Source organism: Mycobacterium sp. SM3041, from assembly GCF_039668335.1.
In the GTDB taxonomy this organism is placed as follows: domain Bacteria; phylum Actinomycetota; class Actinomycetes; order Mycobacteriales; family Mycobacteriaceae; genus Mycobacterium.
The window spans coordinates 99,807-119,552 of sequence record NZ_JAYXBQ010000080.1; the positions used below are offsets into that span (position 1 = coordinate 99,807).

Sequence of the window (19,746 nt, forward strand, 5' to 3'; positions counted from 1 at the left end):
TGTTCTCGTGGAGGTGGACCGAAGGAGGAAACGTCATGCAAGCCATGGTCGTGAACGATCGTGATGCCGGCATCAAGGGCATGACCCTGATGGAACTGCCCTACCCGCACGCCGCCGAGAACGACGTCGTCGTCCGGGTGCATGCGGCCGGGTTCACGCCCGGCGAGCTGGACTGGCCCGCCACCTGGACCGACCGGGCGGGACGCGACCGGACTCCGAGCGTGCCCGGCCATGAACTTTCCGGGGTCGTCGTCGAGTTGGGTTACGGCACAACCGGATTGACCGTGGGACAGCGGGTATTCGGGCTGGCCGACTGGACGCGTGACGGGTCGCTCGCCGAATACACCGCCGTCGAGGCCCGCAACCTCGCGCCGCTACCTGCCGACATCGACCACGTCGTCGCCGCCGCACTGCCCATATCGGGACTGACGGCCTGGCAGGGCCTGTTCACGCACGGTCGTCTCACCACCGGCCAGACGGTCCTGATTCACGGCGCGGCGGGCGGCGTCGGCTCGCTCGCGGTACAGCTGGCTCACGAAGTGGGCGCCTTCGTCATCGGGACCGGCCGCACCGCCGACCGCGACCGGACACTGGCGCTCGGCGCCGACGCCTTCGTCGATCTCGACACCGAGAGGCTGGAAGATGCCGGTGAAGTCGACGTCCTGCTGGACGTCATCGGCGGCGACATCCTCGCCCGCTCGGCCTCGCTCGTGCGGGACGGCGGCACGCTCGTCACCATCGCGGAGCCGCCCGAGGTGCTTCCCCGCAACGGCCGCGGGCTGTTCTTCGTCGTCGAACCAGACCGCTCGCAGCTGATCGAACTCGCCAACCGGGTGCGCGACGGACGCCTCACGCCGATCGTCGGTGCCGTCCGGCCCCTTGCCGAAGCGGTGGCGGCGTTCGCACCCGACAGGCGGACGCGCGGGAAGGCGATCATCCAAGTGAACGACGCCACTCGATGATCGGGATGCGCTGCGCACCAGGCCTGTTCACCGCTGCCCTGGTCATCGGAACCACCGGGTGCACGTCGACCGGCACCGCATCGCCGCCACCGGTCGAGGCACTGACGCCACTGATCGCGCAGGCGCTGCCCAACGTGCCGGGCAAGACGTTCACGTCGGCGGTCGTCGAATTCCCGCCCGGCGTCCGGGCCGCGCCGCACCGGCACGGCGACGCATTCATCTACGCCTACGTCCTCGACGGCGCGGTGCGCAGTCAGGTCGACGACTCCCCCGTCACCGAGTATCGCCGGGGCCAGAACTGGGTGGAGCAGCCCGGCGCGCACCACGTGCTCACCGAGAACACCAGTCAGACGGAATCCGCCAAGCTCCTCGTCGTCTTCGTCTCGAACACCGGGGACAGCCTGAAAGTCGACGACCCGCATCGGTAAGTTGGTCACCTGGCGGCTCCGCACGAAAGCTGATGAACTGGAGCCACTTCGGGACGGGCGGGGGCACGATGGCACAGCGGTACGACGTCGTCGTCGCCGGTGGTGGTCCGTCGGGCTCTGCCGCCGCCTGGCAGGCCGCGCAGGTGGGCGCCAAGGTGCTGGTCGTCGACAAGGCCGAGTTTCCCCGCGACAAACCCTGCGGCGACGGACTGACGGCGCGCGCCGTCAGTTACCTGCAGAAGATGGGCCTGGCCGACGAAGTCGCCACCTTCCATCGGGTCAACCGCGTCACGGTGTTCAGTCCGAGCCGGTGGGAGATGTCCTTCCCGCGCCGCCCCGGCATGCCCGATCACGGCCACACCGTCAGCCGTACGCAGTTGGACACGGTGTTGCTCAGGCACGCCGAGAAGGCCGGCGCAGAGGTACACGAAGGCGCCGAAGTGGCGGGACCTGAAATCGATGCCGACGGCCGGGTGGTCGGCGTGGTCCTCAAGAGCGGGGAGAAGATCTCCGCAGACGCCGTCGTCGCCGCCGACGGCGCGTACTCGCCCGTAAAGCGCGCCCTGAACATCGATTCGGAGTACAACGGCTACTCGGCCATCGCGATCCGCGCGGAGATGCACGCCAACCGGCCGGACACCGATTCGCTCGACATCTACCTCAAACTGCAGTTCCAGGGCGATCAGTTGCCCGGCTACGGCTGGGTGTTCCCGATGGGCGACGGCGTCCTCAACATCGGCGTGGGCTATGTGAACTGCTACCGGAACTGGCAGGCCATCAACGCCACGCAATTGCTCGGTGAATTCCTGGCATCCCTGCCGCGCGACTGGGAGCTGCCGTCGATCGCGGAATTGAAGAAGAGCAAGAGCGTGCGAGCGTGGCGGCTGCCGATGGGTTTTACCGCGTGGCCGCCGTGGCGTCCGGGCGTGGTTTTCACCGGCGACGCACTCGGCGCCGCCAAACCGGTTTCCGGCGCAGGCATTTCGAAGGCGCTGGAGGCCGGCCTGGTCGCCGGCGAATGCGTCATCGCGGCGCTGCAGAACGGTGGCCCCGACGACTTCACCAACTACACCCAGCGCCTGGAAGCGGCCTGGGGCCGGGAGTACCGGATGGGCCGCTTCGGCCACAAGCTCGCCGGCATCCCGGCCATTCCGAACACGGGTATCAAGCTTCTCGACAAAGGATTCGTCCGCGACGGCGCGCTGCGGGTGATGTACGGGAAGTCATACGGCCCCCTGCACACGTACTGACCGCTACCGCGGCGTCCCGCCGCCGTCGACGATGACGACCTGTCCGGTGATGTAACTGCCTGCGCCCGAACACAACAGGAGCGCCGTGCCCACCATTTCGTCAGGGCTGGCCAGCCGCTTCAGCAGCGTGTTGGACGCCATCGCGTCGATGGCCTCCTGCGGGTTGTTGCGCACCATGTCGGTGTCGACGGGGCCGGGCGCGATGGCGTTGACCCGGATGCCGTCGGCCGCGTAGGCGGCCGCCATCGAGCGGGTGAACGACAGCAGCGCCGCCTTGCCCGCGGCGTACATCGACACGAACGGCGCGAACTGGAAGGCGCCGACCGACGACATGTTCAGGACCGCGGCAGCCGGGCTCGTCTTCAAGTGCGGCAACGCTTTCTGCACCAGAAACACCGGCCCACGCAGGTTGGAGTCGTACGACTTGGCCCACGCCTCGGGCGTCATCTCCCCCAGCGGCTGGGCGAGCGCGTTGGCCGCGTTGTTCACGAGCACGTCGATGCCGCCGAACTCGGCGACGGTGGCTTCGACCAGCCGGTCGAGATCGTCGAGGTTGCCCATGTTCACGGGCACGCCGATCACCTTGCCACCCAGACCGCGCAGATGCTCGGCCGCAGCCTCGCACGCGTCGGGCTTACGGCTGGCGACCACGAGATTGGCACCGGCCAGCGCGAACCCCTCGGCCATCGCGAGGCCGATACCGCGCGTCCCGCCGGTCACGATGACGGTGCGGTCGGTCATGTCGAACAGGCGGTCAAATGTGGTGCGGTCCATGGCTAGCAGTAGAACACAGGGCTTATTCGGGCCGGTTCGCCAACGTCCGCTCACTGACGAACTCCCGCTGCTCTCCGGTCACCGGGTCGACAAATGCGAGCCGGTGGGCCAACAACTGCAGCGGTGTGGAGAAGTCGCCGACAGGAACCTCGAGCACCGTGGGGTACAACGGATCACCGTCGATGGGCAGCCCGAGCGAGTTCATGTGCACCCGCAACTGGTGGGTGCGGCCGGTGGCCGGCGTCAGCCGGAACAGCCCGTCCCCCAGCGGCTCGACTGCCGTCACCGCGTTCACCTCACCGGGCTCGATGACGGCCTGTAAAGACCCGCGCCGCTTCACAATTCGATTCCGCAGCTCGACGGGCCCGGCCGGCGTCCCCGCCGACGATCGGGCCAGATACGTCTTGGACACCCCGCCCGAGGCGAACATCGTCTGATACGCCCCGCGGACCTCGCGCCGCGCGGTGAACACCAGGACACCGGCCGTCAGCCGGTCCAGCCGATGTGCCGGTGAGAGTTCCCATAGTCCCAAGGCCCGGCGCAGCCGCACCAGCGCTGTCTGCACCACGTGCCCACCGCGCGGCATGGTCGCCAGGAAGTGCGGCTTGTCGACCACGACGATGTTGTCGTCGCGGTACAGCACCGGCACGTCGAACGGGACGACGACCTCGTCGGGCAGGTCCCGGTACCAGTAGATGAACGCGCCGGCCGGTAGCTCCGTGGTGTCGGAGACGACCGACCCGTCGGCGCAAAGCACCTCGCCGGCAAGCACTTTGGCGGCCGCCTCGTCGCCGAACCGGGACCGCAGCTCAGCCAGCACCGGCCCACCGTGCACCCGTAGCCGGGCGGGCCCGATCCCCTCGTATCCGGGACGGACGGGCAGGCTCAATCGAGCGGCACCGGCTCGAGGATCTCGGACCGGGCCTCGGGAGCCGCCGCGCGCAGCGCGTCGGCCGATTCGTCGTCGGGCTGCGTCTGCGACAGCACCTCGGCCTCGACACGCGCCAGGTAGGTGGCGACCTCGCGGTCGACGTCCTCGGCACTCCAACCCAGCACGGGCGCAACAACTTCCGCGACCTCACGGGCGCAGTCGACGCCGCGGTGCTGGTACTCGATGGAGATCCGCATGCGGCGCGCCAGGATGTCCTCGAGGTGCAGTGCGCCCTCGGCCGCGGCCGCGTACCAGGCCTCGACCTTCAGGTACACCGGCGCCTCGGTGATGGGTTCTAAGAGGTCAGGCCGGTCGGCCGCCATGTCCAGCACCTCACCGATCAACGAGCCGTAACGGTCCAGCAGGTGCCGCACCCGGTAGGGGTGCAGACCATAGTGCTGGCCCACGTGTTCGGTCTGGTTGATCAGCGCGAAGTAGCCGTCGGCACCCAGCAGCGGCACCTTCTCGGTGATCGACGGCGCCACCCGCGTCGGCACGAACTCACTGGCCGCGTCAATGGCGTCCTCGCCCATCACCCGGTAGGTGGTGTACTTGCCGCCGGCGATGGCCACCAGGCCCGGGGCCGGCACCGCGACCGCGTGCTCGCGGGACAGCTTCGAGGTCTCCTCGCTCTCACCGGCCAGCAGCGGGCGCAGACCCGCGTAGACGCCGTCGATGTCGTCGTGGTTGAGCGGTGTCGCCAGCACCTTGTTGACGTGTCCGAGGATGTAGTCGATGTCGGCCTTGGTCGCCGCCGGGTGCGCCAGGTCCAGGTTCCAGTCGGTGTCGGTCGTGCCGATGATCCAGTGCGTCCCCCACGGGATGACGAACAGCACCGACTTCTCGGTACGCAGGATGATCGCCACCTCACTGACGATGCGGTCCCGCGGGACGACGATGTGCACGCCCTTGGAGGCGCGGACCCGGAACCGGCCGCGCTGCTTCGAAAGGGCCTGAATCTCGTCGGTCCACACGCCGGTGGCGTTGACCACCACGTGGCCGCACACCTCGGTCACCGCACCGGTTTCCGAGTCGCGGACCCGCACGCCCGTGACCCGGTCGCCCTCGCGCAGCAGCGCCACCACCTGCGTCGAGGTGCGGACAACGGCGCCGTAGTGCGCCGCGGTGCGGGCGACGGTCATGGTGTGCCGGGCGTCGTCGACGACGGTGTCGTAGTAGCGGATCGCGCCGATCAGCGAACTGCGCTTGAGCCCGGGTGCCAGCCGCAGCGCCCCGGCCTTGAGCAGGTGCTTCTGCGCCGGCACCGACTTGGCTCCGCCGAGCTGGTCGTACAGGAAGATGCCGGCGGCGATGTAGGGACGTTCCCAGATCCGTTTGGTCAGCGGGAACAGGAACGGCAACGGCTTCACCAGATGCGGCGCCAGCGTCGTCAGGGACAGTTCGCGTTCGTGCAGCGCCTCACGAACCAGGCCGAACTCGAGCTGCTCCAGGTAGCGCAGGCCGCCGTGGAACATCTTGCTGCTGCGGCTGGAAGTGCCGGACGCGAAGTCGCGAGCCTCGACCAGGGCGACCTTCAGGCCGCGCGTCGCCGCGTCGAGCGCCGCACCGGCGCCGACGACACCGCCGCCGATCACGATGACGTCGAACTGCTCGGAGCCCAACCGGTTCCATGCGGTGTCGCGCTGCGCGGGACTCAGCAGGGTCTGACCATTGCCCGGACCGGGAATCGGGTCACTCACGGCGGAACTCCTCGTGGTTACTCGTCGGTAGGCCTTGCGTGACCGAGCCTACGTGGTCGGTGCGGTTCGCGTGTCAGTCCAGATCGTCGTGAGCCATGAGCCGGCGGGCCGTCTCGATGATCGAGCCCGACAGCGACGGGTAGACCGACAGCGTCTGCGCCAGATCGGTCACCGAGATGCGGTTCTGCACCGCCAGCGCGATCGGCAGGATCAGCTCGGAGGCGATCGGCGCGACGACGACGCCGCCGATCACCACACCGGTGGCCGGGCGGCAGAAGATCTTCACGAAACCGTGCTCGAGCAGCGACATCTTGGCTCGCGCGTTGGTGTTCAGCGGCAGCATCAGGGTGCGGGCCGGCACCGTGCCGGCGTCGATCGCGGACTGCGGCACGCCGACCGCGGCGATCTCCGGGCGCGTGAACACCGCGGCGGCGACCGTCCGCAGCCTGATCGGCGAAACCCCTTCACCCAGTGCGTGATACATCGCGATGCGGCCCTGCATGGCGGCCACCGAGGCCAGTGGCAGCAGGCCGGTGCAGTCGCCCGCGGCGTAGATGCCCGGCGCCTTGGTGCGCGACACCCGGTCGACCGTCAGGTAATTGCCCGGCCCGAGTTCGATGCCGGCCTTCTCCAGCCCCAGGCCCGAGGTGTTGGGCACCGACCCGATACTCATCAACGCGTGGCTGCCCTCCACGACGCGGCCGTCGGCGAGGCTGACCTTGACGCCGGTCTCGGTCCGGACCACCGAATCGGCGCGCGCGTTCTTGACCAACGTCACACCGCGCTCGGAGAACACCTCCTCCAGCACCGCGGCGGCGTCGGAGTCCTCGTGCGGCAGGATCTGGTCGCGGCTGGCCACCACCGTGACCTTGACGCCCAGTTCGGTGTAGGCGTTGCAGAACTCGGCGCCGGTGACGCCCGAGCCCACGATGACCAGGTGCTCCGGCAGGTCGGTGAGGTCGTACAGCTGCCGCCAGTTCAGGATGCGTTCGCCGTCGGGCACCGCGTTGGGCAGGACCCGGGGGCTGGCGCCGGTGGCGATCAGCACCACGTCGGCCTTCAGCACGCCGGACCGCCCGTCGGGCGTCGTGACCTTGACCCGGTGGTGCGCCATTCCCGGGATGCTGTCGACGAGCTCGCCGCGGCCGGCCACGACGTTGACGCCGGCGCGCAGCAGTTGCCCGCCGATGTCGACGGACTGGCTGCGAGCCAGCGTCTTGACCCGGTTGTTGATCTGCGGCAACGAGATCTTGGCGTCCTCGATCTTGATGTCGAAGCCCAGCCCGTCGGCGCGGCGCAGCTCGGTGCGCACGCCCGTCGACGCGATGAAGGTCTTGGACGGCACACAGTCCCAGAGCACGCAGGCACCGCCGATGCCGTCGCGGTCGACGACGGTCACCTCGGTTGCCTCACGGCCGTAACCGGCGGCGACCAGGGCGGCCTCATATCCGGCGGGACCGCCGCCGATGATCACGATGCGGGTAGCCACGGCTACATCTAACCCCGAGTTGGGTGTTGGTCGCCGGACAACAAGCCGTAGGCTTGCCGAGTGCCGCTCTACGCCGCTTACGGATCGAACATGCATCCGGAGCAGATGCTTCAGCGGGCGCCTCATTCTCCGATGGCGGCCACGGGATGGCTGCATGGCTGGCGACTGACGTTCGCCGGCGCCGACATCGGCTGGGAGGGCGCGCTGGCGACGCTGGTCGAGGATCCACTCTCGAAGGTCTTCGTCGTGCTCTACGACATGACCCGCGAGGACGAGGAACGCCTGGACCGGTGGGAAGGCTCCGAGCTGGGGATCCACAAGAAGATCCGCTGCCGGGTGCACCGGGTGTCGTCGGACACCTCGACCGACCCCGTGCTGGCCTGGATGTACGTCGTCGACGCCTGGGAAGGCGGGCTGCCCTCGGCGCGGTACCTCGGCGTCATGGCCGAGGCCGCCGAGATCGCCGGCGCCCCCGCGGACTACGTCCACCACCTCCGCACCCGCCCCTCCCGCAACATCGGGCCGTAGTCCCTCTTTCTTTCCCGCGAGCGGCAACCTCCTTTCCGCGAGCGGCCGTGTTTGTACAGCGACACACCGTGTTTCGCGTGCAATTTGGGGCCGCTCAGGCGGCGCGAGCGCGCCCGAAGTTCGCGTTGATGCGCGCGACGAGGTCGTCCGGGCGGTAGCGGACGTCCTCGAAGACCATCGAGATCGCCGTCCATCCGACGTCCATCAGTGCCGAACTGCGCTCGCGGTCGGCCAACATCGCGTCCGGTCCGCTGTGCCAATCCAATCCGTCGTACTCGGCGGCGACCATGTACTGCGGCCATGCGAAATCCAGCCGACGCAGCTTTCCTCGACCGTCGATGACCTCGTACTGTAGTTCGGGCATCGGTAGACCGCCGTCGATCATCACGAGGCGGGCCTCGCTCTCCATCGGCGACTCCGCGCGCGGATCTGCGATCGGCAACATCTCCCTCACGATGACGATTCCGCGACGTCCGGCCTGCCTGGTCACCGCTCGTGACAACTCCACCCGGTCGCAGGTGCCGGAACGCAGAGCAGCATCGAGCGTCGCCAGTACGCGTGGCCTTCGCAGCGAGCGTGCCACTTCGATCGCAGTCCACGCGGGCGCGGTCGCGAGCCGGCCCTGCTCCACAACCATCGGTGCGCCGTCGCGGCGATGGATCACCAGTCCATCAGCGTGCCGCAGATGCGAACCTGCGGGATTGAGCACATGCAGGTCCTTGGGATTCTCGGTGTCGAATCCGTAGAGGGCCGCCGCCGTCCCCAGACACACCGGGACCGGCTTGCCGGCCGAGAGGTCCAGGCCGCGCAGCCGCGTCCAGTCGTCGGGTTCACCCCGTGAGTAGATCCCTTGCCAGATACGTTCGAGGGCACCAGTTTTCAGATACGAGTCAAATGTCCTGCGGGACAGCTTCGACAGGATCTGAGCGCTGGTAGCTACTCCATGCTGGAGGTCGAGTAGTGCTTGAAGGTCGGCGTCCACGTCGTTGATGCTCGGCTTCCACGGCTGTGGCCGAAAGGCGCATCAGACGATCTGTGGATCAATCACGAACTGTGGAATTTCGCGGCACGTGGATCAGGTGCGCAGTTCACGGCCCCTCGGCGAGCGTGAGCGGCCCCAAGATGCACGCGAAACGCGGCGTGTCGGCGTACAAACACGGCCGCTCGCGGTTAGGAGCAGACACGCGCGCCCGCGGGTTAAAAAGCGGCGGCCTGTTCGATGATGTTGACGAGGACCCGGACGCCGACGGCGAGGGCGCGTTCGTCGAGGTCGAAGGTCGGCTGGTGCAGGTCCAACTGCGGGCCGACGCCGGGCCACACGCCGAGGCGCGCCATGGCCCCCGGCACCTCCTCGAGATACCACGAGAAGTCTTCGCCGCCACCGGATTGCTTGGTGTCGGCCAGGGCATCGGGGCCCAGCGCCTCGATGGCGTGGGTCATGATGCGCGTCGAGAGTTCCTCGTTGACCACCGGCGGGACGCCGCGGCGGTACAGCACCGTGTGATCCACGTTGAGCGGCGCCAGCAGGGACGAAACGATCTCGCGGACAATCGATTCCATCTCGACCCAGGCATCACGGCTGGCGGTGCGGATGGTCCCGGCCAGGGTGCCCGTCTGCGGGATGGCGTTCGACGCGAATCCGGCGTTGACCGCGCCCCACACCATGACGGTGCTGTGCCGCGGATCGACGCGGCGGGACAAGATGCCGGGCACCCCGGTGATCAGCGAGCCGAGCGCGTAGACCAGATCACCGGTCAGGTGCGGGCGCGACGTGTGGCCGCCCGGCGAGTGCAGGGTGATCTCCATCTGATCGGCGGCCGAGGTGATGGGACCCGGAATGGTGGCGACCTTGCCGACCTCGAGCCGCGGATCACAGTGCAGCGCAAAGATTCTCGACACACCAGCCAGTGCACCCGCGGAGATGGCGTCCAGCGCGCCGCCGGGCATCAGCTCCTCGGCGGCCTGGAACACCAGGCGCACACCGACCGGCAGCGTCGGCGCCGACGCCAGAGCCAACCCGGTGCCGAGCAGCACCGCGGTGTGCGCGTCGTGTCCGCAGGCGTGCGCCACATTGGGCACGGTCGAGGCGAACGGCAGGCCGGTGCGCTCGTCCATCGGCAGCGCATCCATGTCGGCGCGCAGGGCGATCCGCGGCCGGTCCTCGGGACCGAAATCGCACGTCAGGCCGGTACCGCCGGGCAGAATCTTCGGGTTCAACCCGGCCTCGGCCAGCCGCGTCGCAACGAACTTGGTGGTCTCGAACTCCTGCCGGCCCAACTCGGGGTTGGCGTGCAGATGCCGCCGCCAGCCGACCAGGTCGTCGTAGTTCGTGGCCAGCCAGCGCTCGGCGTGGTCCGAGAGGGTCATCCGCGCCCTGCCTTCACTTGTCGCTGAACCGCCGCCCGGTCCGCCATCTTCTGCAAAACCCGAGCCCGCTCGTCAGGCGCCTGCGCCAGCGCAACCACCGTGCGCGCCAACATGATCGCGCCTTCGGTGACGGCCTTGTCCGCACTCGGCCCCGCCGCCGCCGCGGTGAACTCCGGTTGGTGGATCGACGCGCCATTGGCCTCGATCCCGACGACCGGGTGGATTCCCGGCATCACCTGCGTGACGTTGCCCATGTCGGTACTACCAAGGGGCACAGACACTTCCAGGTCCACCGGCAGCGGCGTCCGGCCGAGACGCTCCATCTCGGCGCGGAACACCGTCGTCAACCACGGATCGGGCGTCAGCGCGTCATACCGCGGCGACACCTCCGTCACCTCGTGCGTACAGCCCGCCGCCAAGGCGCCGGCCGCGAAGCACGAGAACATGCGTACTTCCAGTTCGTCCAGTGACGCGGAGTCCGTGGCCCGCATCGTGTACAGCAATTCCGTATGCGCCGGAATGACGTTCGGTGCCTGACCGCCGTCGGTGACGATGCCGTGCACCATCTGACCGGGCGTCAACTGCTGACGCAGAAGCCCGATCGCGACCTGCGCGACCGTGACCGCATCGGCGGCGTTGATGCCCAGGTAGGGCGCGACGGCGGCGTGCGACTCGCGCCCGCGGTAGGCCACAGACACCTCGGACAGCGCCAGGGACCGCGCCCCCGCGATGTCGACCGGACCGGGGTGCAGCATCACCGATGCCGCGACGTCGTCGAACACCCCGGCGTTCAGCAGCAACGCTTTTCCGCCGCCGGCCTCTTCGGCGGGCGTGCCGATCAATGCCACGGTGATGCCGATCTCGTCGGCGACCTCGGCCAGCGCCAGCGCCGTGCCGACCGCCGACGCGGCAATGATGTTGTGCCCGCACGCATGTCCGATACCGGGCAGCGCGTCGTACTCGGCGCAGACGCCGATCACCAGCTCGCCGCTGCCGTAGTCGGCACGGAACGCGGTATCCAGGCCGCCGGCGGCCGGGGTGACCTGGAAGCCGCGCTCGGCCACGAGCGCCTGGGTCTTCGCGCAACTGCGGTGCTCCGCGAAAGCCAGTTCCGGTTCGGCGTGGATCGAGTGGGACAGCTCGATCAAATCGGCACGGTGACGCGCGACGGCATCGGTGACCGTCTGCATGGCGTCTCCCGTCAGCATCATGGAAGTATCGCACCGGCCTGTTCGGCCGCAGCTGGCAACTAAGGTGGACGCCGTGACCGATCCGCAGGCCACCCCTGACTCCGCCGCCGCTGCGGCCGCCGCCGCCATCCGTGACCGCACCGGAATCGCCGGCTTCGACGTGGCGGTCGTCCTCGGTTCCGGCTGGGCCCCGGCCGCCGCCGTGCTGGGCGAGCCGTCAGCCACCATCGCCATGGGTGACCTGCCCGGATTCACCCCACCGACCGCGTCGGGTCATGGCGGTCAGGCGCTCGCGCTGCAGGTCGGCGGCCGCAACGTGCTGGTCCTGCTGGGCCGCATCCATGCCTATGAGGGCCACGACCTGCGCCATGTCGTGCACCCTGTGCGCACCGCCATCGCGGCCGGTGTGGGCACCGTGGTGCTGACCAATGCCGCCGGCGGCTTGCGCGCGGAGTACTCGGTGGGCCAGCCGGTGCTGATCAGCGACCACCTGAACCTGACGGCGCGGTCGCCTCTGGTCGGCGCCCAGTTCGTCGATCTGGTCGACGCCTATTCGCCGCGGCTGCGGGCACTGGCCCGCGCGGTCGACCCGTCGCTGACCGAAGGCGTGTATGCCGGGCTGCCCGGCCCGCACTACGAGACACCCGCCGAGATCCGGATGCTGCGCACCCTGGGCGCCGACCTGGTCGGCATGTCGACGGTGCACGAGACCATCGCGGCCCGCGCCGGCGGCGCCGAGGTGCTCGGCATCTCGATGGTGACCAACCTGGCGGCCGGCATGACCGGTGAGCCGCTGAGCCACGCCGAAGTCCTGGAGGCGGGGCGCCAGTCAGCGACCCGGATGGGGACGCTGCTGGCCGAGGTGTTGGCGCGGTTGTGAGACAGCGACACCAAGCTTTGATGGAGGCAACGCCCAACGAAAGCCGATTCAGGCGTTTCGAAACTTCTATGAGCCCTCGTAGCAACCCAACTGATAGATGAGCGCTTCATCGATTGCAATCGGCTGATCCGCATACTCCGCCAGTGATCGAACCGCATCGAGGTTCGGAACATCGAAGTCAAAGGGCTCCACAGGAATGTCATCGTCGACCCGCAGGATCTCGCGAATCGCAGCCACCGTCAGACGGGTCAGATGAGTTTCCTGCACTAGTCGCTCCGTCGTGCGGTCAAAACCCTGAAGCCACCACGTAAGCACTACGGCTCCACCTTCCTTCCGGGATCTGCTGGCTTTGTCTGCGCACCCGTGCCCGGGTCGAACTCGCCTTGATGAACGCCACGCTTGTTGTAGACCTCAACCTTGCCGTGCTGGCTGTCCCACTCGTAGATAGTCCCGTCGTCATCTTTCCAACGTCGCCGCATACGTCCGCCCACTGCGAGCACAATGGCCCCGTGAACCACACACCCCTGACCTTCGGCACCGCGGGCCTGCGTGGCCCCATGCGTGAGGGCCTCGACGCCATGAACGTCACCACCGTCAGCCGCGCGACGTGGGCCGTGGCGCAGGTGCTCAAGGACCGTTGCCTGGGCGGGTCGACGGTCGTGGTCGGCCGGGACGCCCGGCACCACTCCGACGAATTCGCCACCGCGACCGCGGAAATCTTTGCCGCCGAAGGGTTTTCCGTCATCCTTCTCCCCCACCCCGCGCCGACCCCGGTCGTGGCCTACGCGGTGCGGCAGCTCGACGCCGTTGCCGGCGTACAGATCACCGCTTCGCACAATCCCCCTGCCGATAACGGCTACAAGGTGTACTTCGACGGCGGCATCCAGATCGTCCCACCCACCGACCGGGACATCGAAACGGCCATGCGGCAGGCACCGACCGGCATCGCCCGGCAGCCCGTCACGCCCGTCGACGAAACCCTCATCGAGCAGTACGCGCGCCGGGCCGGGTCACTACGCCGGACACAAGGCGAGGTCCGGGTGGCGCTGACCGCGATGCACGGTGTCGGTGGCGCGCTGGCGATCGACGTCCTGAACCGCGCCGGCATCAGCGATATCCGAACGGTGGCAACACAATTCGAACCCGATCCCGACTTCCCCACCGTCGCGTTCCCCAACCCCGAGGAACCCGGCGCCACCGACCTGCTGCTCGCCCTCGCCGCCGAGGCCGGCGCCGAAGTCGCCATCGCCCTGGACCCCGACGCGGACCGCTGCGCCGTGGGCATCCCGACCACGAGTGGCTGGCGCCTGTTGTCCGGCAACGAAACCGGTTGGCTGCTGGGCGATTATCTGCTGTCGAACCTGACTCCCGGGGAAGCCGGGACCACCGTCGTCGCCAGTTCACTGGTCTCATCTCAGCTGCTCGCGAAGATCGCCGCCGACCACGGGGCCCACCACGTCGAAACGCTGACGGGCTTCAAATGGCTGGCGCGCGCCGACCAGGACATCCCTGGCGCCACGCTGCGGTACGCGTACGAAGAGGCCATCGGGCACTGCGTCGACCCCGATGCCGTACGCGACAAGGACGGCATCAGCGCGGCCGTGGTGTTCTGCGATCTGGTTGTGGCGCTGCGCCATCAGGGCCAGACGGTGCAGGATCGACTGGACGCCCTGGCCACGAAATTCGGCGTCCACGCCACCGGCGCGGTCTCGGTGCACACCGACGCCGACGCGGTGATGGCCCGCCTGCGCGCCGAGCCGCCGGCCCAGATCGCCGGTGTCCCGGTCCGGACCGAGGACCTGGCCGAGCTGCGCGGAAAACGGCGCACCGACGCCCTGGTCTTCACCGGCCGTGGCCTGCGGGTGGCGGTGCGCCCGTCGGGAACCGAGCCAAAGATCAAGTGCTACATCGAGGTCAGCAAGCCGCCGACCGCCGATCTGGCGACCGGTCGGACGTCGGCCGCAGCCGAACTACGCGACGTCGAGGCCGTGGTCACCGGCCTGCTGGCCCCGGCCTGACGCCGAACCGTAGGGAGATCCCTTATATCCGGCGGGCTCCTGTGCGACTTAGCCTCGATTCAACGGAGGAAAGAGGTGTCGGCATGTCGGACAACACACTCGCTCGCCGCTGCGGTGGCGCCGCGACGGTCCTGATCGGCGGAATCGGTACTGCGGGCATCGCTCTCGCCCCACCGGCGGCCGCGGTCCACGCCGAGCAGTACATCTCGACGTACTGTCGGCCTGCCACCGTGCAGGACTGCCGGCAGCCGGCGGTGCTCCGCTTCGACCTTCCGACCGACGACTGGGTGCAGCCGTCCTTCACCAACGCCGCCGACGGCTGTTCCGATATCTCGGTGCGCTTCTCGGTCAGTCCCGCAGGAACTCCGGGCACCCTCAGCAGCAGCTACCGGCTCAGCCCAGGTCAGACCGCCGTGGGCCCGCATGCCCACATGTCGGCAGGCGCGATGCAGGTGAGCGTCTTCGCCACCGGAATCGAAGGCGGTTGCAACACCGGCGCTCTCATGGCCTGGGGCGGCACGGTGTCCGTCGACTCCACCGGCAAGCCGAACCTGCCCGACGCGGTTCCCCGGCCGACCCAAACCCCGCTACCGACCCCGACCGGGCCGATCGTCCACTAGCGCGGACCGAACTGCCGATCCCCCGCATCGCCCAGGCCCGGCACGATGTAGGCATCGTCGTTCAGCGCGGCATCGATGGTGGCCGTGAACAGTCGCAGTGACGGAACCGCCTTCTCCACCAACGCAATTCCCTCCGGCGCACACACCACGCACACCGCGGTGATGTCGTCGGCCCCGCGGTCGACCAGGAGTTGCAGGGTGTACGCCAACGACCCACCGGTGGCCAGCATCGGGTCGAGCACCATCACCGGCCGCCCACTCAGGTCGGCCGGCAGGGACTCCAGATACGGCGTCGGCTGGTGCGTCGTCTCGTCGCGCGCCATACCGACGAAGCCGACCTGGGCCTCCGGAATCAGCGCGTGTGCCTGGTCGACCATGCCCAGGCCCGCCCGCAGCACCGGAACCAGCAGTGGCGGGTTCGACAGACGCGAGCCGGTGCACGCGGCGACCGGGGTCTGCACCGGCAACTCCTCGCTGGCCAGCGAGCGCGTGGCCTCGTAGACCAGCATCAGCGTCAGATCGCGCAGAGCCGCCCGGAACCCGGCGTTGTCGGTGCGCTCGTCGCGCAGAGTGGTCAGCCGCGCCGCGGCCAGAGGGTGATCGACGACCCGGACGTCCATGGGCGCCAACATTAATGGAACCGAACGGGCGCGGCGCCCGTCTTATCCACATGATCCGAAACCTGACCGTGGACCCGTCAGCCCTGCACAACCTGTCCGCGGACTACCGCGGTCACAGCACCGAACTGGCCGCGCACGCCGCGGACCTGACCGCCATCGCCCGACAGTTCGACGTGTTCGGCCCCGTGGGCGAGGCCTTCGCCGCCGCCCTGGCGCAGGCGACGCACCACCAGGCCCAGTTGGCGTACCGCCTCAGCGCGCATCTCGACGCCGGCGCCACGACCGCCGTCGCCACCGCGGACACCTTCGTCGCCGCCGACCACAACGTCGGCGGCCGGATCGGAACCTGGTGGTGACGGGCTCCCTGACAGCCGCGCTGGCCGCGCCGATCCGAGACGTGCAGGCACTGGTGGGCCCCGGCTTCTCGGGCGCGGATCCGGCCGGTGCCCTGCGTGCGGTGCAAACCGGGCTCGACGGCGTGGCCGCCGCTGCCGACGACGGGTGGCAGCGGACCCAGGACCAGTGGACCGGCACGGCATCAGGCAGTGCGGGCCAGTTCGCGAGCGCGGCGGTCACCGCCATCGTGGCGATGGCGATGACGGCCGGGCAACTGAGCACGCACACCGAACGGGTCGCTGCCGCGGTGGCCCGGGCCCGCGAGCGCCTCCAAACCATCCTCCAGAACTTCGAGGCCCGGGCGACCGAACTGGAAGCCACTCTCGAATCCCCGGCCGACGCCGCCGCCCTCGTCGACGAAGCCGGCCGGGCCCTGGCTGAGGCCATCACCGTTGTCGACGAGCTGCACACCGAACTCGCCACGCAGGCCGAGCAGATCACCGCGACGACGAGTGCCCCCGCGCCCCAGAGCCACGGATCAGATTGGGAGACGAGCGGATCCGGCCCGGCCGCGACCCTGCCCAGCCTGGGTGCGTCCGGTGGCCAAGGTGCGACCGGGGCCGGCGGACTCGGCGCCCTCGCCACTCCCGCAGCGCACGCCGCGCAAGCGGCACTCAGCACACGGAACCACCGCCGGCCACCCGACCCCGGGAAGTTCGGCGCCGGTGAGGCCGTCACGTTGCCCGACGGCAGCACCGCCACCGCACCGAACAAGGTCGCCGCCGACGCGGTGCGGCACGCCCTCACCCAGCTCGGCGTGCCGTACGTGTGGGGTGGCACGACGCCCGGCGTTGGCCTGGACTGCAGCGGCCTGACGCAGTGGGCGTACCGCGAAGCGGGACTCGACCTGCCGCGGCTGGCGCAGGAGCAGGATGTGGGCGCCGCCGTCGACCGTGGCTCGCTGCGCCCGGGCGACCTCGCGGTGTGGGACGGCCACGTCGCGATGATCGTCGGGAACGGTCTCATGGTCGAGGCGGGCGATCCGGTTCAGCTGTCCCCGATCCGGACGACCAACCTGAATCAGGGTTTCCACGGCTTCTTCCGCCCGACGGCATGACACCGCCGCATGACGATCAAGCAGCGAGGAACGAGCGCGATGAGGAATGCGGCCCATAGATGAAGCCGGAATACGACGACGCGATGGCCCGCGCCCGCGCGGCGCTCGCGGTGTTCCGGCGTACGGCTGCCGAGCTGTCGAGGGCCGACGCCACCGCTGATGTCACCACCGCCCTGCGCCACCTGCGCGACGATCTGCACCGACAAGATGCCCCCAGCGTGGCCCGACCCACACGTCGATAGGCTGTGCCGCATGGCTGCTGACATCGTGCCGGTTCGGCTCGGGTTGACCAATGGCGATCTGTACACCCTGTGGGCGCCGCTGTGGCGCGACTCCGACGACGAGTGGGAAGCGTTCCTGGGTCACGGCGACGACCTCTACGCCTTCGAATCCGTCGCGGACCTGGCCGCTTTCGTGCGGACCAACACCGACAACGACCTCGCCGACCACCCGAAGTGGAAGGCGCTCGGCGAGGCCAACGCACACCGCCTCAACCCCGACGAGAGCCACATCCACGACCTGGTCGGCGTGCCCGAGCTGGTCGCCGAGAAGCCCACCGAGGAGTCCGTCACCTCGCTGCGGCGGACGCTCCAGGTGGTCGGCGCGCTCGGTTCGGTCTGCGATCTGATCGCGGTCGCGAAGTTCTTCAACGGCAACCCCGTGCTGTCGACGCTCGGCGGCGGCGCCGAGGCCTACTCGGGCCGGGCCGGCCGTAAGCGCTGGGCCGACATCGAGGCGGCCGTCGGCCGCAGCTGGGACCACGTGCTGGACGCCATCGACGCCCTGGTGACCACCCCCGAGGTCGACGCCAAGGCCGCCGAGAAGGCCCAGGCCGAACTCGACGGGCCCGCACCCGAGCCCGAGGAAGACGAACTCGACGAGGTCGACGAGACCGACGTCGACGACGTCGTCATCGAGGACGAGGTCGACACCGACTCCGAGGAGGCGGCCCTCACCGCGCAGGCCGAGCGCCAGCTGCTCGGCAGCGACGAGGACTTCTGGGAGCGCGTCGGCATCGACCCGATCCGCATCATGACCAAGGGCGCCACGCTCTACACGCTGCGCTGCTACTACAACGACCAGCCGCGGTTCCTCGGCCGCAACGGCCGGATCAGCGTGTTCGGCTCGGAGCGCACGCTGGCCCGCTACCTGGCCGACGAGCACGAGAGCGACCTGTCCAGCTTCGAGGCCTACAGCGACATCCGCACCGCTGCCACCGACGGCTCGCTGCAGATCCGCGTCACCGAGGACAACGTCTACGTGCTCAGTGGCCTGTCCGACGACATCGCCGACGGCCCCGAGGCCGTCGACCGCGAGCAGCTGGACCTGGCGGTCGAGTTCGTGCGCGACGTGTGCGACTACGCCGAGGACGGCACCGCCGACAAGTACCTGACCACCAGCCAGCCGCTGGGCAAGTTCGTCGGTCATGTGCTGGAGCCCGAGACCGTCGGCGCCCCGTCGAAGCCGTACGCCGAGGCCGTCGCCCAGTGGGAGACGCTGGAGCGTTTCGTCGAGTCGCGCCTGCGTCAGGAATGACGCGCGGTGCGATGAGTTAGGCCGGTCGGTCGGGTCTGCACTGACATGACCCAGACCAGCGCCCAGCCCATCGTCCGAAATCTCGCCGTTCCCGGCGCCACGCTGCATTACGAGGTGCGGGGCAGCGGGCCGGTGTTGGCCGTCATCGGTTCGCCCATGACGGCATCGGAGTTCGCCGCGGTGGCCGACGCCCTGGCCGCCGACCACACCGTCGTGACGTACGACCCGCGGGGACTCGGTGCCAGCCCCATCGACGATCCCGCACAGGACTCGACGCCCGAACTGCGGGCCGACGACGTCGCCGCGGTCCTCGAGGATCTCGGCGCCGGTCCGGCCGACGTGTTCGGCTCCAGCGGCGGCGCGGTGACCGGCCTGGCGCTGGCCGCCAAGTACCCCGGTTGGGTTCGGACGCTGATCGCGCACGAGCCGCCGCTGCTGGAGTTGTTGCCGGCCTCGGAAGCCGCCAGGCAGCGCGCCGCGACGCGGGAGATCATCGACACCTTCCACAGCGACGGGCCGGGCGCGGCCATGGCGAAGTTCATGGCGACGGCGGGCTTCGATCAGGCCGACGACGGCGCTCCCGGGCCGCAGGGGCCGCCGCCCGCTCCCGATGAGATGACCAAGCAACTCGCCGACCTGTCCCGGTTCTTCAACCATGAATTGCTCTGCACCACAACGTATCTGCCTGATATTGAGGCGTTGCGGGCCAGCCGGGTCGTGGTGGGCATCGGCGCCGAGTCGGAACATCTCATCACCTACGGCACCTCACTGGCGCTGTGCCGCCTGCTGGGCGTCGAGCCAGTCATCTTCCCAGGCGATCACGGCGGGTTCATGAGTGCGCCCGGCGAATTCGCCGACGCGCTGCGAGCCGTTCTGTCCGACTGAAACCCCGAGTCGCCCGGCCACCGCGCCCGCTCACAGCCGACACACAACTACGCCGCGTTGCAAAATTAGTTAGCAAGGCGTAAGAATTTCCCAAGAATCCGCTGAGTGAGCGGAG

21 protein-coding genes are annotated in these 19,746 nt (G+C 69.1%); 12 read left to right on the plus strand and 9 right to left on the minus strand.

Annotated elements, in window-relative coordinates; genetic code table 11:
* Positions 1-35 precede the first annotated feature (35 nt).
* The 3 genes from VXD91_RS29155 (at position 36) to VXD91_RS29165 (ending at position 2,640) form a co-directional block, all read left to right on the plus strand.
* A complete protein-coding gene (locus tag VXD91_RS29155) occupies positions 36-962 on the plus strand; it encodes an NADP-dependent oxidoreductase (RefSeq protein ID WP_346417026.1) in 927 nt (308 codons plus the stop codon).
* The gene (locus VXD91_RS29160; protein WP_346417027.1) at positions 959-1,390 is read left to right on the plus strand and encodes a cupin domain-containing protein; all 432 of its coding nucleotides are present in this window, start codon (positions 959-961) and stop codon (positions 1,388-1,390) included. Before VXD91_RS29155 ends, VXD91_RS29160 begins: the two co-directional genes overlap by 4 nt.
* A gap of 68 nt (positions 1,391-1,458) precedes the next feature.
* Complete coding sequence (locus VXD91_RS29165) at positions 1,459-2,640, plus strand: geranylgeranyl reductase family protein (RefSeq protein ID WP_346417028.1); 1,182 nt, start codon at positions 1,459-1,461, stop codon at positions 2,638-2,640.
* Positions 2,641-2,643: 3 nt separating this feature from the next.
* Here the strand turns inward: VXD91_RS29165 and VXD91_RS29170 are convergent, their stop codons facing one another.
* From VXD91_RS29170 to VXD91_RS29185, 4 genes are all read right to left on the minus strand, one after another.
* Positions 2,644-3,414 carry an SDR family oxidoreductase gene (locus tag VXD91_RS29170; protein ID WP_346417029.1) on the minus strand — a complete coding sequence of 257 codons (771 nt, stop codon included), beginning with the start codon at positions 3,412-3,414 and terminating at the stop codon, positions 2,644-2,646.
* A 22-nt stretch (positions 3,415-3,436) separates the two neighbouring features.
* Positions 3,437-4,303 carry a pseudouridine synthase gene (locus VXD91_RS29175; RefSeq protein ID WP_346417030.1) on the minus strand — a complete coding sequence of 289 codons (867 nt, stop codon included), beginning with the start codon at positions 4,301-4,303 and terminating at the stop codon, positions 3,437-3,439.
* Positions 4,300-6,045: a glycerol-3-phosphate dehydrogenase/oxidase gene (locus VXD91_RS29180; RefSeq protein ID WP_318986387.1), complete on the minus strand. Its 1,746-nt coding sequence runs from the start codon at positions 6,043-6,045 to the stop codon at positions 4,300-4,302. The genes VXD91_RS29175 and VXD91_RS29180 overlap by 4 nt, the downstream gene beginning before the upstream one ends.
* A 73-nt stretch (positions 6,046-6,118) precedes the next feature.
* Positions 6,119-7,534 carry an NAD(P)H-quinone dehydrogenase gene (locus VXD91_RS29185; protein ID WP_318986386.1) on the minus strand — a complete coding sequence of 472 codons (1,416 nt, stop codon included), beginning with the start codon at positions 7,532-7,534 and terminating at the stop codon, positions 6,119-6,121.
* Positions 7,535-7,594: 60 nt separating this feature from the next.
* On the opposite strand from VXD91_RS29185, the gene VXD91_RS29190 reads away from it, so the two are divergent.
* A complete protein-coding gene (locus tag VXD91_RS29190; RefSeq protein WP_267318214.1) occupies positions 7,595-8,062 on the plus strand; it encodes a gamma-glutamylcyclotransferase in 468 nt (155 codons plus the stop codon).
* A gap of 94 nt (positions 8,063-8,156) precedes the next feature.
* Here the strand turns inward: VXD91_RS29190 and VXD91_RS29195 are convergent, their stop codons facing one another.
* The 3 genes from VXD91_RS29195 to VXD91_RS29205 form a co-directional block, all read right to left on the minus strand.
* Entirely contained in the window at positions 8,157-9,044 is an 888-nt protein-coding gene (locus VXD91_RS29195) for a hypothetical protein (RefSeq protein WP_346417031.1), read from the minus strand.
* 215 nt (positions 9,045-9,259) lie between these two features.
* Positions 9,260-10,429, minus strand: a complete 1,170-nt coding sequence (locus tag VXD91_RS29200) for a M20 family metallopeptidase (protein WP_318986384.1) — start codon at positions 10,427-10,429, stop codon at positions 9,260-9,262.
* Positions 10,426-11,637: a M20 family metallopeptidase gene (locus VXD91_RS29205; RefSeq protein ID WP_346417049.1), complete on the minus strand. Its 1,212-nt coding sequence runs from the start codon at positions 11,635-11,637 to the stop codon at positions 10,426-10,428. The genes VXD91_RS29200 and VXD91_RS29205 overlap by 4 nt, the downstream gene beginning before the upstream one ends.
* Position 11,638: 1 nt before the next feature.
* Between VXD91_RS29205 and VXD91_RS29210 the strand changes: the two genes are divergently transcribed.
* On the plus strand, positions 11,639-12,499 hold the full coding sequence (locus VXD91_RS29210) for a purine-nucleoside phosphorylase (RefSeq protein ID WP_346417032.1): 861 nt from the start codon (positions 11,639-11,641) through the stop codon (positions 12,497-12,499).
* Positions 12,500-12,565: 66 nt separating this feature from the next.
* On the opposite strand, the gene VXD91_RS29215 is transcribed toward VXD91_RS29210, so the two are convergent.
* Positions 12,566-12,766: a hypothetical protein gene (locus VXD91_RS29215; RefSeq protein ID WP_346417033.1), complete on the minus strand. Its 201-nt coding sequence runs from the start codon at positions 12,764-12,766 to the stop codon at positions 12,566-12,568.
* A 242-nt stretch (positions 12,767-13,008) separates the two neighbouring features.
* Between VXD91_RS29215 and VXD91_RS29220 the strand changes: the two genes are divergently transcribed.
* Both VXD91_RS29220 and VXD91_RS29225 read left to right on the plus strand, forming a co-directional pair.
* Positions 13,009-14,517, plus strand: coding sequence for a phospho-sugar mutase (locus VXD91_RS29220; protein ID WP_346417034.1), 1,509 nt, complete (start codon positions 13,009-13,011; stop codon positions 14,515-14,517).
* An 83-nt stretch (positions 14,518-14,600) separates the two neighbouring features.
* Positions 14,601-15,137: a hypothetical protein gene (locus tag VXD91_RS29225; protein ID WP_346417035.1), complete on the plus strand. Its 537-nt coding sequence runs from the start codon at positions 14,601-14,603 to the stop codon at positions 15,135-15,137.
* Here VXD91_RS29225 and upp read toward each other — a convergent pair.
* On the minus strand, positions 15,134-15,757 hold the full coding sequence (gene upp / locus VXD91_RS29230; protein WP_346417036.1) for a uracil phosphoribosyltransferase: 624 nt from the start codon (positions 15,755-15,757) through the stop codon (positions 15,134-15,136). The two genes, VXD91_RS29225 and upp, sit on opposite strands and share 4 nt — an antisense overlap.
* Positions 15,758-15,807: 50 nt before the next feature.
* Between upp and VXD91_RS29235 the strand changes: the two genes are divergently transcribed.
* Genes VXD91_RS29235 through VXD91_RS29255 form a run of 5 tightly spaced genes read left to right on the plus strand, consistent with a single transcriptional unit; the run spans position 15,808 to position 19,631 of the window.
* Complete coding sequence (locus VXD91_RS29235) at positions 15,808-16,113, plus strand: type VII secretion target (RefSeq protein ID WP_346417037.1); 306 nt, start codon at positions 15,808-15,810, stop codon at positions 16,111-16,113.
* The gene (locus VXD91_RS29240) at positions 16,110-17,210 is read left to right on the plus strand and encodes a C40 family peptidase (RefSeq protein WP_346417038.1); all 1,101 of its coding nucleotides are present in this window, start codon (positions 16,110-16,112) and stop codon (positions 17,208-17,210) included. The genes VXD91_RS29235 and VXD91_RS29240 overlap by 4 nt, the downstream gene beginning before the upstream one ends.
* A gap of 59 nt (positions 17,211-17,269) precedes the next feature.
* Complete coding sequence (locus VXD91_RS29245) at positions 17,270-17,452, plus strand: hypothetical protein (RefSeq protein ID WP_346417039.1); 183 nt, start codon at positions 17,270-17,272, stop codon at positions 17,450-17,452.
* A 10-nt stretch (positions 17,453-17,462) separates the two neighbouring features.
* On the plus strand, positions 17,463-18,746 hold the full coding sequence (locus tag VXD91_RS29250) for a primosomal protein (protein ID WP_346417040.1): 1,284 nt from the start codon (positions 17,463-17,465) through the stop codon (positions 18,744-18,746).
* Positions 18,747-18,791: 45 nt separating this feature from the next.
* Complete coding sequence (locus VXD91_RS29255; RefSeq protein ID WP_346417041.1) at positions 18,792-19,631, plus strand: alpha/beta hydrolase; 840 nt, start codon at positions 18,792-18,794, stop codon at positions 19,629-19,631.
* Positions 19,632-19,746 lie beyond the last annotated feature (115 nt).

Coding starts and splice junctions, on each gene's coding strand:
- VXD91_RS29155 (WP_346417026.1), top strand. CDS start 36: ATGCAAGCCATGGTCGTGAACGATCGTGATGCCGGCATCAAGGGCATG.
- VXD91_RS29160 (WP_346417027.1), top strand. CDS start 959: ATGATCGGGATGCGCTGCGCACCAGGCCTGTTCACCGCTGCCCTGGTC.
- VXD91_RS29165 (WP_346417028.1), top strand. CDS start 1,459: ATGGCACAGCGGTACGACGTCGTCGTCGCCGGTGGTGGTCCGTCGGGC.
- VXD91_RS29170 (WP_346417029.1), bottom strand. CDS start 3,414: ATGGACCGCACCACATTTGACCGCCTGTTCGACATGACCGACCGCACC.
- VXD91_RS29200 (WP_318986384.1), bottom strand. CDS start 10,429: ATGACCCTCTCGGACCACGCCGAGCGCTGGCTGGCCACGAACTACGAC.
- VXD91_RS29205 (WP_346417049.1), bottom strand. CDS start 11,637: ATGCTGACGGGAGACGCCATGCAGACGGTCACCGATGCCGTCGCGCGT.
- VXD91_RS29210 (WP_346417032.1), top strand. CDS start 11,639: ATGGAAGTATCGCACCGGCCTGTTCGGCCGCAGCTGGCAACTAAGGTG.
- VXD91_RS29225 (WP_346417035.1), top strand. CDS start 14,601: ATGTCGGACAACACACTCGCTCGCCGCTGCGGTGGCGCCGCGACGGTC.
- upp (WP_346417036.1), bottom strand. CDS start 15,757: ATGGACGTCCGGGTCGTCGATCACCCTCTGGCCGCGGCGCGGCTGACC.
- VXD91_RS29235 (WP_346417037.1), top strand. CDS start 15,808: ATGATCCGAAACCTGACCGTGGACCCGTCAGCCCTGCACAACCTGTCC.
- VXD91_RS29245 (WP_346417039.1), top strand. CDS start 17,270: ATGAAGCCGGAATACGACGACGCGATGGCCCGCGCCCGCGCGGCGCTC.
- VXD91_RS29250 (WP_346417040.1), top strand. CDS start 17,463: ATGGCTGCTGACATCGTGCCGGTTCGGCTCGGGTTGACCAATGGCGAT.
- VXD91_RS29255 (WP_346417041.1), top strand. CDS start 18,792: ATGACCCAGACCAGCGCCCAGCCCATCGTCCGAAATCTCGCCGTTCCC.